The following is a 13,047-nucleotide window of genomic DNA, read 5'->3' as shown; positions in this document are numbered from 1 at the left end:
ACAGTGTTGTCTATGGGGCAGTCTCAACACCCGTAAACGGGCGTGCGCGGCGACCGTGAAGGCCGCCGCGCCCGCCCGTCGGGAGCTGGGGTGTCAGGTGGTGGTGGCTGCCGCGAGGTGTTCGCCGGGTCGCGCCTCAGCCCTTCTGCCGCCCCGTGAAGCGGGGCTCCTTCTTGTTGATCACGTAGAGGCGCCCGCGGCGGCGCACCACCTGGGCGCCCGGCCGGGCGGCGAGGGAGCGGAGCGAGCTGCGCACCTTCATCGACCCTCCTCCGTCCTGCCGTAGCGCCGACGGAAGCGCTCGACGCGCCCCGCGGTGTCCAGCACCGTCGCGCGGCCGGTGTAGAAGGGGTGCGAGGCGGAGGAGACCTCCACGTCGATCACGGGGTATTCACGACCGTCCTCCCAGAGCACGGTCTGCTCGGAGGTGCGCGTCGAGCGGGTCAGGAACGCGAAGTTGGCGCTGCGGTCGCGGAAGACGACCGGGCGGTAGTCGGGGTGGATGGTGCTCCTCATCGGATGCTCCTTCGGTCAGTGCGGTCAGCGTGATCGGGGGATGGGGTGGGCATGCGGCGGGGCGCGAGGTCACCAGCTGGACTTCCGGATCCCCGGGAGCTCGCCGCGATGGGCGAGCTCCCGGAAGCGCACCCGGGAGAGGCCGACGCGGCGCAGGTGGCCGCGGGGCCGGCCGTCGACGGCGTCCCGGTTCCGCAGCCGCGTCGGACTCGCGTCGCGGGGCTGCCGCTGCAGCGCCCGCTGGGCGAGGACCTTCTGCGCGGCGGAGGCCCGGGGGTCCTTGATCACGCGCTTCAGCGCGGCGCGCTCGTCCGCGTGCCGGGCGACGATCGCGCGGCGGCGGGCGTCGGCGGCGATCTTCGAGGTCTTCGCCATCAGCGCTCCTCGCGGAACTCGGTGACGGCCCGCAGTCGCGGATCGAACTTCCGCAGGGTGAGCCGATCGGGGGTGTTCCGCCGGTTCTTCGTGGTCATGTAGGTCGAGCCGGTGCCGGCGGTCGAGCGCATCCTGATCGTGGTGCGCACATCGTTCTTCCTGGCCATGGGACGGGGTCCTCTCAGATCTTCTCGCCGCGCGCGCGGATCTTGGCCACGACGGCCTCGATCCCGCGCCCGTCGATAGTGCGCAGGCCCCGGGCGGAGACCTGCAGGCGGATGGTGCGGCCGAGCGAGGGGACGAAGAACCGCTTCGTCTGCACGTTCGGGTCGAAGCGGCGCGAGGTGCGCCGATGGGAGTGGGAGACGGACTCCCCGAAGCGGGGGACCGCTCCGGTGACTTGACAGCGTCGGGACATGGTGGGCGATAGTAGTTACTGAGAACCATTATCGTCAAGAAGGAAGGGCTGGCCCCTGTGTCCGCCATCTCCCCGAAGCCCGTCGCCCCTCCCGTCCCCGTCGCCGTGATCACCGCGATCGACCCCGTGCTGCGTGACGTCCTCGTCGGCAGCCTCCTGCTCGAGGGCGAGGGGCTGCTCGCCCTGCGCTACGAGGTGGACCACGAGGCCGCCACACTGCGCCGCCTCGTGGTCGCTGCCGACGGAGTGCGCGAAGACGAGCTGGTCAAGCTCGACCACCCGTGCGTCTCCTGCGCCATGCGGGAGGACGCCGTGCCGACCCTGCGCCGCCTCGCCGAGCGGCGCGAGGTCGACGGGATCCTGCTCGCCCCGCCGCTCAGCGCCGATCCCGCGACCGTCGTCGGCACCCTCCACCCGCACCAGGGCGACTGGGAGCTGGCCTCCTCCCTCGCCGTCGCCGCGAGCGGCACCGCCCGCGAGGACCTCCTCGGCGACGACACCCTCGCCGAGCGGGGCGCGCAATGGGCCGACGGCGACGCCCGCTCCGTCGGCGAGGCGCTCGCCGCCCAGCTCGAGCACGCCGACCTGATCGTGCTCGACGGCGATCCGGAGGATCCCGGCACCGAGCTGGTCGAGCACCTGCGCGCCCCCGAGCAGCGGCTCCTCCACGGGCTCCACGCGCTGCGGGCGGGGGAGGCGCTGGACGGGCGCCACGACCGCGCGGCCGGACTGCGCCGACGTGACGCCCGGCTCGTCGAGCCCTACGGCGGCCCCACCCGCCACGGCACCTGGACCCTCGACCTGAGCTCGACGAGGCCCTTCCATCCCGAGCGGCTGCTCGAGAACATCGAGGACCTCGGGGGAGGGGAGCTGCGCGGCCGCGGCCGCTTCTGGGTGCCCGACCGCCCGGACAGCATCTGCCAGTGGGACGGGGCCGGCGGGCAGGTGTCGATCGGTGCGGTGTGGCGGGCCGGCCGCGACCTGCCCACCACCCGCCTCGTCGTCACCGGGATCCACCCGGCCGACGCCGAGCGGGTGCGGCTCGCCTTCGGCCGCAGCCTGCTCACCGAGGCCGAGTGGGCCGAGGGGCTCGCCCCCTGGCTCGGGGCCCCGGACCGCCTCGCCCCGTGGCTCGGCGAGCGGGACGCGCGGGTGTGAGGGCTCAGGCCCCTCGGGCCTCGGTCGCCTCCGCGATGCGCTTGGTGTGCTGCGCGGTGCGGACCGTCGCGACCGCGAACTCGAGGCCGAGGCGCATTGCGATCAGCGCGATCACGGCCGGGATCCAGCCGAAGAGGATGCTCAGGATCAGGGGCACCGCGTTGAAGCTCGGCTCGCCGTAGAAGCCGCTGAACGAGCCCAGCAGCGAGCCGAACATGATGCCGCTGAGGATCTGCCCCAGCCACACGAGCGCGGCCACGACGCCGCCCGGGTGATCAGCTCGCGAAGGACAGGCGGCCCACCGCGGTGATCGGCAGCACGTGGCCGTCCTCGAGCTGGTACTGGCAGCCGACGATCCCCAGCCGCCCCTCGGCGACCGCGTCGGAGATGACGCGGGAGGAGCGCATCAGCGCGTGGATCGTCTCGTCGAGGTGCCGGCGGCCGACCGCATCGGCGTCGATCAGCTCGGGGTCGACGTAGGGGGTGTCCTGGTGGGTGGCGAGCCACTCCCGCTGCACCGCCGGCTGGATCCGCTCGAGCTCGCGGCGGATCGCGGGGGTGACCTCGCTGGGCGAGGCCGTGGTCTGGTCGATCGCGGCGCGCACTGCCCCGCAGGAGCCGTGGGCGAGCACCACGATCACCGCGACGCCCAGCTCGGAGACTGCGTACTCCATGGTCGCGGTGGTGTTCTCGTTGGCGATCTGGCCGATGTTGCGGACCACGAAGAGATCGCCGAGGCCGCAGTCGAAGAGGATCTCCGCGGCGACGCGCGAGTCGGAGCAGCCGAGGAACGCGGCGTTCGGCGCCTGGAAGGTGCTCAGCTCGCTGCGGCGGGCCGCGCTCTGCTGGGGGTGGTGCAGGTCGCCCTGCATGAAGCGGTCGTTGCCCTCGGCGAGGGCATCCCACGCCTCCTGCACGCTGACTCGGGGATCGGCCATGACTCGTCCTTCCATGGGGATGGGTCTCCCGGCTGCGGAGCCCCCGGCAGACTACTCCCGGAGCCCGGGTGCGGGATCGCGGTGTCCGCGTCGGGCCTCCCGGTCGAAGACCATCACCACCTCGCAGGGGCGGCCGTCGGCCCCGAGCGCATGGGGGAGCATCGTCGGGAACTCCGCGGCATGATCGCGCTCGATCCGATAGCTGCGGGTGCCGAGCAGGAGGGTCGCGGTGCCCGAGAGCACCAGCAGCCACTCCCGGCCCGGGTGGGCGCGGAGCCTCGAGGGGTCCGACGGGGGCGGCCCCGTGAAGCGGCGGCGGAGGATCGTCGTGTCGGGGCTGTCGCGGAGCGTCCAGCGCAGACCGCCGTCGCCGGCATGATCCTTGACCGGGGCGATCACCACGTCGTCGGCCTCCGTGGCGACGAGCTGGTCGAGGCTCGTGTCCAGTGCGCGGGCGAGGGTCGCCAGCTGGTCGAGCGCCAGGCGACGCGAGCCGGTCTCGATCCGGGACAGGGTGGAGACGGAGAGGTGCGAGGCCTCCGCGAGCTCGGCGAGGGAGAGGCCGCGGGCGAGTCGCACAGCTCTCAGCCGCTTGCGCACCAGGTCGTCGAGACCTCCGGGTGTTTGCGTCATGAGCAAGAGAGTAATCCCGTGGGGCAATTCCGGTCCAGGATCGACCAGCACCCGCCCGCTGATCCCCCAAGGAGCTCCCATGTCGTCGATCCACCCCGCCACCCCCGACACTGCCGACACCCTGCCCGACGAGCTCGTGGACGTCGCCGTCCTCGGCGGCGGCGCCGCGGGGCTCAATGCCGCCCTGATGCTGGTCCGCTCCCGCCGCTCGGTGCTCGTGCTCGACACGGGCGACCCCCGCAACGCGCCCGCCGCCGGCATCCACGGGCTCCTCGGACGCGAGGGCATGGCGCCCGCCGAGCTGCTCGCCCGCGGCCGCGCCGAGGTCCGCTCGTACGGCGGGCTCGTCGTCGGCGCCCGGGTCGTCGGTGCCCGCGCCGACCGGCCCGCCGCCGACGGGGACCTCCGTTTCACCGTCGACCTCGCGGACGGCCGCGTCGTCACCGCCCGTCGGCTGCTGCTCGCCACGGGCGTGCGCGACGAGCTGCCCGCGATCCCCGGCCTCGCCGAGCACTGGGGCAGCGGCCTCGTCCACTGCCCCTACTGCCATGGCTGGGAGGTGCGCGACCAGGCGATCGGCGTGCTCGCCGTCGGCCCCGCCTCCGCGCACCAGGCGCTGCTGTTCCGGCAGCTGAGCGACGACGTGACCGTCTTCTCCCGCGGCACCCGCTTCGAGGAGGAGACCCTCGAGCGCTTCGCCGCCCTCGGCATCACGGTGATCGACGGCGCGGTCGAGCGGGTCGAGGCCGCGGCCGACGGATCCCTCGCCGGGGTCCGCCTCGCCGACGGCACCCTCGTGCAGCGGGACGTGCTCGCCGTCGCCTCGCGGGTCCACCCCCGGCTCGACGGACTGGGTGACCTCGGACTCCCTCTCGAGGAGCTCCCGGGCGGCTTCGGCGAGAAGGTGGTCACCACGATGGGCGGGGCGACGGCGGTGCCGGGCGTCTGGGCCGCGGGCAACCTCGCCGACCCGATGGCGCAGGTCGGAGCCTCGGCGGCGGCCGGCGCGCTCGCCGGGGCGCACCTGAACGCCTCCCTCATGAGCGACGACGCCGATACCGCCGTGGCCCGTCGGAGCGCCGTCGGCGTCTGAGCGGACGGGGCGAGGCTCACACGTCCTCTGCGGCTCCCATCTTCACGGCCGCTCCGGAACGGGCGCATACTGTGGGGCGTTTGTCCCGCAGATCGGTCGTGACGGAGAGGAGGAGCCGTGCTCGGGTTCGGGAAGAAGAAGCTGCTGATCGACGATGCCGTCGCGGTCGCCAGCCCCGTCGCCGGACGGCTGCTGGCCCTCGACGAGGTGCCGGATCCGGTGATCTCCCGCGGCATGATGGGCCCCGGCTTCGCCGTCGACCCGGAGAGCGGGCGCTTCTGCTCGCCGGTGGACGGCACGATCGTGCTCATCGCGAAGGCCGCCCACGCCGTCGGGATCCGCACCGCCAACGGCGCCGTGATCATGCTCCACGCCGGCCTCGGCTCCGTGTCCCTGTGCGGCGAGGGCATCCGCTGCCGCCTCGCGGAGGGCGAGCGGGTGATCACCGGCCAGCCCGTGCTCGAGGTCGACCTCGAGCTGCTGCGCGCACGCGTCCCGTCCCTGATCAGCCCGGTGATCGTCGCCAATGGCGATGACTACGAGGTCGAAGGGCCCTTCCTCGACGCCGTCGGCAGCGACCCCGTGGTGCTCGTCCGCCGCCGCTGAGCCGGCCGGGGCGGCCTGTCCCGTCCGCGCCGCGCCCCCGTTCCGCCGCCCCGCCCCGTAACCGCTGCACTCTGGGGCGAATGGCTCCGGAATTCCGCCGAGTCTGCAGCGGTCTCGGGGGTGGAGCACGGGAGTCGGGCGTGGGGGAGTCCCCGGACGTGGCGTGGGCCCCTGGGCGTGGGGAGACCCCGGGAGTTGGCGTGGGTGCTTCGGAAGCGGGCGCGCTGGCCGAGGGCCTCGCCGCCCGGGCGCGGCGGTCGTCGATCAGCCGGAGAGGCCCTCGGGCGAGGCATCCGTGCAGGTGAGGGCTGTCCGGGAGTGTCCGGAACCTGCCGGAGCGGTGCCTCGCGCGGGCGCGCGTGGTGAGGCTGGGCGGGACGTCCCCGCGCCCCGCAGAAGGTCCCGATCCCGATGAACCAGTCGCCCCTGTCGGCCCCGCCGCCCGCCGGTTCGCCGCAGGCACCCACCGCCCCGTACCCGGCGACGAGCCCGCTCCCCGGCCACCCCGTCGGCCGATCCCTGCTCCCGGGCACCCCGCCCGACTTCCCCAGCTCCCCGCCGCAGCCGGCCCCCGCCGCGCCACCGCGCAGGCGCCGCTGGGGGCTGCTGATCGCGATCGGGGTGGTCGCACTGGTGGTGCTGCTGGTGTTGATCGCGACGGGGGTGCTGCTCGCGACCCGCGTGATCGGTGCGGGCTCCGGCGGCGGGGTCGAGGGGTACGTCGAGACGATCCGCGCCGAGCCGGAGGAGGCCTGGTCGTACGAGATGCTGAGCCGCTCGGACCTGGCCCGTGGGGACACGACGGTGGCGTCCACCCTGCCGCTCGAGGACGGCGGCTTCGTGGTGCTCCGCCACTCCACGTCCGCGCTCGAGCTCGGGCGGATCTCGGTCGTCGACGGGGACTCGGGCGAGGTGCGCTGGGAGGCGACGCTCGGGGACCTGGGCCTCGTGGACGAGGCGGGCACGCCGCTGCTCGCACCGCTCTCCGCCGAGGGCCACCTCACGATCGCCGTCCCGACGAACGCCGATGAGACCGGGCCCCTGCACCTGGTATCCCTCGACCCGGGGAGCGGCTCGGTCGTCTCGTCCGCCGTGCTGGAGGACCGCTCGCCGATCATCGCGCACTGGACCGTCTCCAATGCCTACGGCGCTTACCGCACCACGCCCACACCGCTGCTGGTCGGTCGCCCCGGGGGTGTCGAGCGGCTCAGCACCGGCGACCTCGGGGGCGAGCCGATCTGGGCCGCGAACATCGGCGACATCTTCGGAGCCAGCCTCTACCGGGACCACCTGATCCTCATGCCGGACGAGGGCGGGGAGCTGTGGCTGGATCCGGCGACCGGCTACGAGCCCCAGTGGTTCACCGACGACGGGGTCGGGACCTCCTACCTCCCGATCGACGACTCGCTGGTCCTCCGGTCGGTGGACCAGGGCGGATACACGTCGCTCGAGGGTCTCGACGCCTCGGGGACGATCCTGTGGAGCGAGGACACGAACCGCTGGTGGACCGCGTCGGGACCGGACGGCACGGCGCTCTTCGTCGCGGAGGACTCGGCCGACGGCGGCGCCGCCTACCTGATGCGGCTGGATCCGCGGACGGGGGAGGAGCTGTGGGAGCGCGAGCATGACGACTCCTTCGAGTACCTGGAGCAGTACCTTCCCGGCCGTGCCGTCGTCCTCGAGACCGAGCGCGGCGCCCAGCTGCTCGACGCCCGGACGGGGGAGCCCTCCCATCGGCTGCGCGGATACACGGTCGCCCTCGCGGCGGGCGTCGTGTACACGTACGACGCGCCGACCCTCCGCGCCTGGGATGCCTCGAGCGGGGACGAGCTGTGGTCGCTGCGGGTGCGGGACTCCGCGTACCCGTCGCAGCTCGGCGACATGATCGTGCTCGTCGACGACACCCGCGGCACGCTCACGAGGCTCCGATGAGCGGGCCGGCACACCGCGCACCGCGCCGCTCCGGTGCGGCGCGCGTGATCATCCCGCTCGTGGTCGTCGCGGCGCTCGTGCTGACGGGGGCGGGCGTCGGCGCGGCCTGGTGGGCGACCGACGGGTTCCGCACGAACCCCGTGGTCGCCCTGCGGGGCGGGGAGGCGCCGCGGGAGGAGCAGGCGCCCCGACGGCAGGATGCGGCTCCCAGCACGGACGGGGAGGAGAGCGCGGCGGGCGATGCGACGGCCGACGGTGAGGCGCCGGCCGACGAGGCACCATCGGCGGATGCGGCGGCGGTCTCCGAGGTCCCCGGCACCGCCGCGCCCGCCGAGACCGCGGACGCCGCCGACCCGGCGCACGACGCGGAGGTCGGGGCGTCGCCGGCCGGACCGGAGCAGGTCCTCCCGGCACCGACGAGCGGGGACGGACCCGCCGCGCTGTTCGACGCGACGATCTACCGCACCCTCGCCGACGATGACGACTACGTGCTCGTCTCGTCGCCCTCGAAGAACATCTCCTGCCAGCTCGGCGGGAGCAGCTGGGGCTGCTCGATCAAGGAGCGGAACTGGGGGAGCGACCCCTGCCCCGGCTCCACCCACGCGTCCTTCCTCGTCTATGACGGGACGTTCCCGCAGCCGAACTGCGGGGCCGCGTACCTCGGCCGGACGGGCGATGAGGTGCTCGTCCTCGAGTACGGGGAGATCCTCGACGTGGACGGGAGCGTCCAGTGCTCCTCGGCGCCCGACGGGCTGAGCTGCTGGAGCACGTGGGAGGGCACCGGGATCAAGCTCAGCCGCGAGGAGCTCCGACTGTTCTGAGCGGGACGGCCGGCCCCAGCTCTGCCGCCCAGCAGCAGCACCGCACCGTCCGCGGTCCGTGCCTCGCTCCCCGTCCGTCCCGCCCCGTGCCTACAGTGCCGCTATCCGGTGTCGAGGAGGAGAGCCGATGGACCCGCAGCCTGCAGCCGATGCCCCGCGCGCCCTCCTCGACGCGGCCCGACGCGGCGGCCCGGACGGAGTCATCGCGGCGCTCGCCGAGGCCCGGGAGACCCGCGGCCTCTCCTACCGCGCCCTCGGGAAGGCCGTCGCGATCTCCCCCGCGACCCTGCAGGGCTGGCTGACCGGCAAGTACGCGCCGCAGCTCTCGATGCGGTCGGAGTTCGAGAAGCTGGTCGTCGAGCTGGGCCTGACTGATCCGCCCGGCGCCGGCGGTGCCGTGACGTCCGCGGACTGGTGGGAGGTGCTCCGCTCCGACGCGGGCCGCAAGCGTGCCATCCCCTCGCCCTACCCGGGCATGCGCTCCTACGGCGTGGAGATGGCGGCGGCCTTCGTGGGGCGCGAGGAGCTCATCGCCGCCCTCCACGATCACCTCGGGGCCCGCCTGCACGGGGACGAGAGCCCGCTGCTGCTGGTCACCGGGCGTTCCGGGGTCGGGAAGTCGTCCGTGGTCGCCGCCGCGATCGGCACCCTGCCCGCCCCTTCCGGCGAGCCCGTGCGCCGCGAGGTGGTCACCCCGGGCGTCGCCGCCTTGGATGCCCTCGACCGGCTGCGCGGCGGCGAGCTCGACGTGCTGGTCATCGATCATGCCGAGACGCTGTGGACCGCGCTGCCGGCCGCGCAGCGCGACGAGCTGCTGGAGCGCCTCGCCGCGCTCGAGGTGCAGTCCCGCGGGGTCGCGCTCGTGCTCGTGCTGCGCGCCGACCAGGTCGCCCCCGCGACGGACGTCGCCGTGCTGCGCCGCGCCCTCGAGAACGCGGCGGTCGTCGTCGGTCCCATCACCGCCGAGGACATGGCCCGCATCATCACCGAGCCGCCCGCCCGCCACGGCATCGCCGTCGAGGCGGGCCTCGCCGAGATCATCCTGCGCGATGCAGGAGCCCGATCGCGCGCCCCCGCGGCCGGCACCGCCGGTGACGACCAGCTGGTCGGGGTGCTGCCGCTGCTGTCCCAGACGATGCGCGGGCTGTGGCTCGACCGGGAGCGGCCCGACCGGATCGGCGTCGACGACTACCTCCGCGGCGGCGGCCTGGCGAGGTCCGTCGAGGTCGCGGCCGAGACCGCCCATGAGCGGCTCGGCCCCGCGGCGAGGGCCCGGGTGTGGCCGGTGCTGCGCGAGATGATCCGGTCCGACGCCGCGGTCCCCACGCGCCGCTCCGTGCCGTCCGGGCTGTGGACCGACGCCGCCTCCCAGGAGGTGCTGCGCGTCTTCCTCGAGGCCCGCCTCCTCACGTCGGACGCCGACGGCCTGACCCTCAGCCACGACCTGCTGCTCACCGCCTGGCCGCGGCTCGGCACCTGGCTCGCGACCGCGCAGGAGTGGACCGCCGCGCGGCAGCTCCTGCACCGCTTCGCGACCTTCTGGGACGAGTCGGGAAGGCCCGCCGACCTGCTCGCGTCGAAGACCGCCGCTGTGCTCCTCGAGGCGCAGGAGCAGAGCGCGGACGCGCTCGCCGAGGAGCAGTCGCTCTCCCTTCTCGAGCGGGAGTTCCTCGAGGTCAGCCGCGATGCGCGGGAGGCGGCGCTGCGGGCGGCGGCCGCGGACAACCGGCGGCTGCGGCGCTCCCGTCGGCGCTTCGGCATCGTGGCCGGCGTCGCCTCCGCACTGCTCGTCGTCGCCGTCGTCGCGGCGGGGACCGCGATGAGCATCGGCCGCAGCCTCGACCGGGAGCGGGAGGCGGCGCTCGCCGGGCAGATCGCGCTGTACGCCGAGGCGGCCGCCGGGACGATGCCCGCGGAGGCGGCGCAGCTGGCCGTCGGCGCCCACGCCCTCGACGACAATCCCGCGACCCGCTCCCAGCTCGCCTCGCGCACTGCCTCCCCGATGCCGCACCGGATCCTCACCCCCGCGGGTCCCGGGGCGCTCGCGACGGCGGGGGACCTGCTGGTCAAGGTCGGGCAGGGCGGGACGATCGGGCTGTTCTCGACCCGCACCGGGGAGCCGAGCGGCACCGTCGACGCCCCCGCCTCCCATCTCTACGCCGCCCACGCCGTCGACGTCGACGGCCGCCTCCTGCTCGCCGCCGCCGGGGAGGAGGCGGAGGGCTCCGCGGCGGGCGCGCCGGGCTGCGTGTGGGACGTGACGGCGGAGCCGCGGCTGCTCGGCTGCACGGATCTGCCGGCGAAGTCCGACGCGGTCGCGGTGCTCCCCGACGGCAGCGGCGTTCTGTTCGGCGCCGACGACGGCACGATCCAGCGGCTCGCGCTCGACGCCGACGGGTCGGTCCGGCCCCTCCCCGCCCTCGAGGGACCGCGCGCCGACGAGGCCCAGCCCGCGGCGGGGGTGCGCGGGCTCGCCGTCGGCCCGTCGGGCGTGCTCGTCGCCGCCTACGACGGCTCGGTCGCGCTGCTCGCCGACCCGCTCGGAGCCGGGACCTACCGGCCGGTCGCGCAGCTGCCCGGGCTGCTGTCGATCGCGGTCTCGCCCGACGGCACCCGCTATGCCGCCTCGACCCGCGAGAACAGCCTCGTCCTCGGCGACGTCGCGGTCGACGGCACGATCGCCGCCCCGAGCGCGTCCGCCGCGTTCGCCTCCTGGGTCAACGAGGCCGTGTTCCTGCCCGACGGCAGGGTCGCCGCGGTCAGCTCCGACCAGACGCTGCGGATCCTCGCCGCCGACGGCACCGAGCTGCAGGTCCAGGAGACCGCGGCGCTGCTCACCTCCGTGGTCGCGGACGGCGACGGGATCGCGACCTATTCCGTCGACGGGCTCGTCTACCGGTGGCCGGCCGACGCGCTGCCGGACGTCTCCGGCCGGGGCCGGCTCTTCGAGGTGGTCTCAGGGCGGGAGGGGCAGCAGGTCACCGCGAGCGTCGGCGAGGATGACGGCGTGCTGCGCGTCGAGCGCCTCGCGGCCGACGGCTCGATGCGGCCGCTCGACGTTCCCGCGATCGCGCAGCGCACCTCCTACGGCATCGCGCTCAGCGCCGACGAGTCACTCATCGCGACCGGCGGCTGGGACGGCGACCTCTACCTGTGGGCCGTCGGCGAGACCGCCCTGTCCGAGCCGCTGTTCCTGCAGGCCCTCCCCGCCGGGTCGCTCATCACCTACGTGACGTTCAGCCCCGACGGGCGACGCCTCGCCGTCGCCGCCCAGAACCACGACGAGGTGCTCGTGCTCGACGTCGTCCTGGGGGAGCCGGGCGCGCCCGGGACCCTGCGGGAGTCGCGCCGCATCCCCGTCGAGGCCGGCGGGACGATGACCTTCCTCGACCCGGACACCCTCGTCCTCGACAACGGCCGGACCGGGCTCGAGATCTGGGACCTCGCCGCCGGCACCGAGCTCGGCGAGGCCACCGTCGACGGCGCCCGCCCCGGCTTCGTGCTCGCCCGACCCGGGCACCCGGGGCAGGTGGCGTACACGACCGGGGATCTCAGCGTCGGCATCCTCGACCTCTCCGACCCGTCGGCGCCGCGCGTGATCTCCCGGATCCCCCGGATGTCCGACTCCCCGCTGAGCCTCGACTTCACGCCCGACGGCTCGCTGCTCGCGATCGCCGCGGTCGGCTCCGCGGAGCTGCGCTCGGTCGACCCGGACGGCGGGATCGCCGCGACCGGCCTGACGCTGACTGGGCCGTGGAGCGCCCACATCACCGACGTCGCCTTCCTCGACGGGGGCACCCGCCTCGCCGCCTCGACGTACAGCGGCCGGATATGGCGCTGGGACCTCGAGCCGGATCGCGCAGCGGGGCGGATCTGCGAGAGGACCGGCGCACCGCTCACGACCGAGGCCGCGCGGTCCCTCGCCCCGAGCCTCCCGGAGGATGCCGTGCTCTGCGAGTGAGCGCGGTCCTCAGCGGGTCTCGTAGGTGAACTCGGCGGAGAAGCCCTCGAGGGTCCCGTCGGCCCGGGTGTAGAGCACCACGCGGGTGGCGTCGTCGTCGGAGTCGCGCGGCTCGATCAGCGGCAGGGTCAGATCGGAGATCTCCACCGGCTCGTCGGCGCTGAGCGGGAACTCCTCGACGCCGTCGGCGTGCTCGATCTCCAGGGTGCCGCTGCCGGAGGCCACGGTGAAGGTGCCGGAGATGGTCACCTCGCCGTACCGCCTCTCGCCCTCGAGCTCGGTGCTCCACTGCCCCTCGGACGTCTCGTAGGTGACGGTGCAGGTCACCGTGTTGTCGCTCCCGCTGCAGCGCTACTGCACCTTCTCCGTGCAGCCGCCGAGCAGGAGCGTCCCGATCAGCAGCAGCGCCGCCGCTCCCCGCCGACCCCGGACCCCTCGGATGCTGTTCTCCCCACGCACGGCGTCGAGGGTAGCGGAGGGGAGGGGGCGGGACAGCGTTCCCCTGCCCCGTGCCAGCCGCGCCCTCCTGCCGGCCGCGCCCCCTGCCGCCCCTGCTGAAACTCCGCGCCCTGCGTGACCTGACGGGCTGTGGGGCC

Annotated in this window: 15 protein-coding genes; 6 read left to right on the top strand and 9 right to left on the bottom strand. The window is 74.5% G+C overall.

Annotation, left to right across the window (positions count from 1 at the left end; all coding sequences use genetic code 11):
• Positions 1–136: 136 nt before the first annotated feature.
• From ykgO to rpmB, 5 genes are all read right to left on the bottom strand, one after another.
• Positions 137–262 (bottom strand): type B 50S ribosomal protein L36, encoded by a 126-nt coding sequence (gene ykgO / locus V1260_RS04245; RefSeq protein WP_329745550.1) that lies wholly within the window; start codon positions 260–262, stop codon positions 137–139.
• A complete protein-coding gene (locus V1260_RS04240; RefSeq protein ID WP_329745549.1) occupies positions 259–516 on the bottom strand; it encodes a type B 50S ribosomal protein L31 in 258 nt (85 codons plus the stop codon). The genes ykgO and V1260_RS04240 overlap by 4 nt, the downstream gene beginning before the upstream one ends.
• Positions 517–585: 69 nt before the next feature.
• Positions 586–891 (bottom strand): 30S ribosomal protein S14, encoded by a 306-nt coding sequence (rpsN, locus tag V1260_RS04235; RefSeq protein ID WP_329745548.1) that lies wholly within the window; start codon positions 889–891, stop codon positions 586–588.
• Positions 891–1,058, bottom strand: coding sequence for a 50S ribosomal protein L33 (rpmG, locus tag V1260_RS04230; protein ID WP_329745547.1), 168 nt, complete (start codon positions 1,056–1,058; stop codon positions 891–893). Before rpmG ends, rpsN begins: the two co-directional genes overlap by 1 nt.
• 14 nt (positions 1,059–1,072) lie before the next feature.
• Positions 1,073–1,309, bottom strand: a complete 237-nt coding sequence (gene rpmB, locus V1260_RS04225) for a 50S ribosomal protein L28 (RefSeq protein WP_329745546.1) — start codon at positions 1,307–1,309, stop codon at positions 1,073–1,075.
• A 57-nt stretch (positions 1,310–1,366) separates the two neighbouring features.
• Here rpmB and V1260_RS04220 point away from each other — a divergent pair, with 57 nt between their 5' ends.
• Positions 1,367–2,467 (top strand): GTP-binding protein, encoded by a 1,101-nt coding sequence (locus V1260_RS04220; RefSeq protein WP_329745545.1) that lies wholly within the window; start codon positions 1,367–1,369, stop codon positions 2,465–2,467.
• Between the two features lie 4 nt (positions 2,468–2,471).
• On the opposite strand, the gene V1260_RS04215 is transcribed toward V1260_RS04220, so the two are convergent.
• The 3 genes from V1260_RS04215 to V1260_RS04205 are packed head-to-tail and all read right to left on the bottom strand — an operon-like array spanning position 2,472 to position 4,038.
• Positions 2,472–2,726, bottom strand: coding sequence for a DUF4282 domain-containing protein (locus V1260_RS04215; RefSeq protein ID WP_329745544.1), 255 nt, complete (start codon positions 2,724–2,726; stop codon positions 2,472–2,474).
• A gap of 16 nt (positions 2,727–2,742) precedes the next feature.
• Entirely contained in the window at positions 2,743–3,405 is a 663-nt protein-coding gene (locus V1260_RS04210) for a carbonic anhydrase (protein WP_329745543.1), read from the bottom strand.
• 51 nt (positions 3,406–3,456) lie between these two features.
• Positions 3,457–4,038, bottom strand: coding sequence for a helix-turn-helix domain-containing protein (locus V1260_RS04205; RefSeq protein ID WP_329745542.1), 582 nt, complete (start codon positions 4,036–4,038; stop codon positions 3,457–3,459).
• A 79-nt stretch (positions 4,039–4,117) separates the two neighbouring features.
• Here V1260_RS04205 and V1260_RS04200 point away from each other — a divergent pair, with 79 nt between their 5' ends.
• The 5 genes from V1260_RS04200 to V1260_RS04180 all read left to right on the top strand — a co-directional run bounded on the left by V1260_RS04200 (position 4,118) and on the right by V1260_RS04180 (position 12,451).
• Positions 4,118–5,131, top strand: coding sequence for an NAD(P)/FAD-dependent oxidoreductase (locus tag V1260_RS04200; protein ID WP_329745541.1), 1,014 nt, complete (start codon positions 4,118–4,120; stop codon positions 5,129–5,131).
• A gap of 117 nt (positions 5,132–5,248) precedes the next feature.
• On the top strand, positions 5,249–5,737 hold the full coding sequence (locus V1260_RS04195; RefSeq protein WP_329745540.1) for a PTS sugar transporter subunit IIA: 489 nt from the start codon (positions 5,249–5,251) through the stop codon (positions 5,735–5,737).
• Between the two features lie 411 nt (positions 5,738–6,148).
• Positions 6,149–7,669: an outer membrane protein assembly factor BamB family protein gene (locus tag V1260_RS04190; RefSeq protein WP_329745539.1), complete on the top strand. Its 1,521-nt coding sequence runs from the start codon at positions 6,149–6,151 to the stop codon at positions 7,667–7,669.
• A complete protein-coding gene (locus V1260_RS04185; protein ID WP_329745538.1) occupies positions 7,666–8,490 on the top strand; it encodes a hypothetical protein in 825 nt (274 codons plus the stop codon). The genes V1260_RS04190 and V1260_RS04185 overlap by 4 nt, the downstream gene beginning before the upstream one ends.
• A gap of 127 nt (positions 8,491–8,617) precedes the next feature.
• Positions 8,618–12,451, top strand: a complete 3,834-nt coding sequence (locus tag V1260_RS04180; protein ID WP_329745537.1) for an nSTAND1 domain-containing NTPase — start codon at positions 8,618–8,620, stop codon at positions 12,449–12,451.
• A 9-nt stretch (positions 12,452–12,460) separates the two neighbouring features.
• On the opposite strand, the gene V1260_RS04175 is transcribed toward V1260_RS04180, so the two are convergent.
• A complete protein-coding gene (locus V1260_RS04175; RefSeq protein WP_329745536.1) occupies positions 12,461–12,778 on the bottom strand; it encodes a hypothetical protein in 318 nt (105 codons plus the stop codon).
• Between the last annotated feature and the right edge of the window lie 269 nt (positions 12,779–13,047).

The sequence above is a fragment of the Brachybacterium sp. J144 genome, from assembly GCF_036321705.1.
Lineage (GTDB): Bacteria > Actinomycetota > Actinomycetes > Actinomycetales > Dermabacteraceae > Brachybacterium.
Note: the sequence above shows the minus strand (reverse complement) of the source record. Positions and strands in the feature narration are given on the sequence as shown.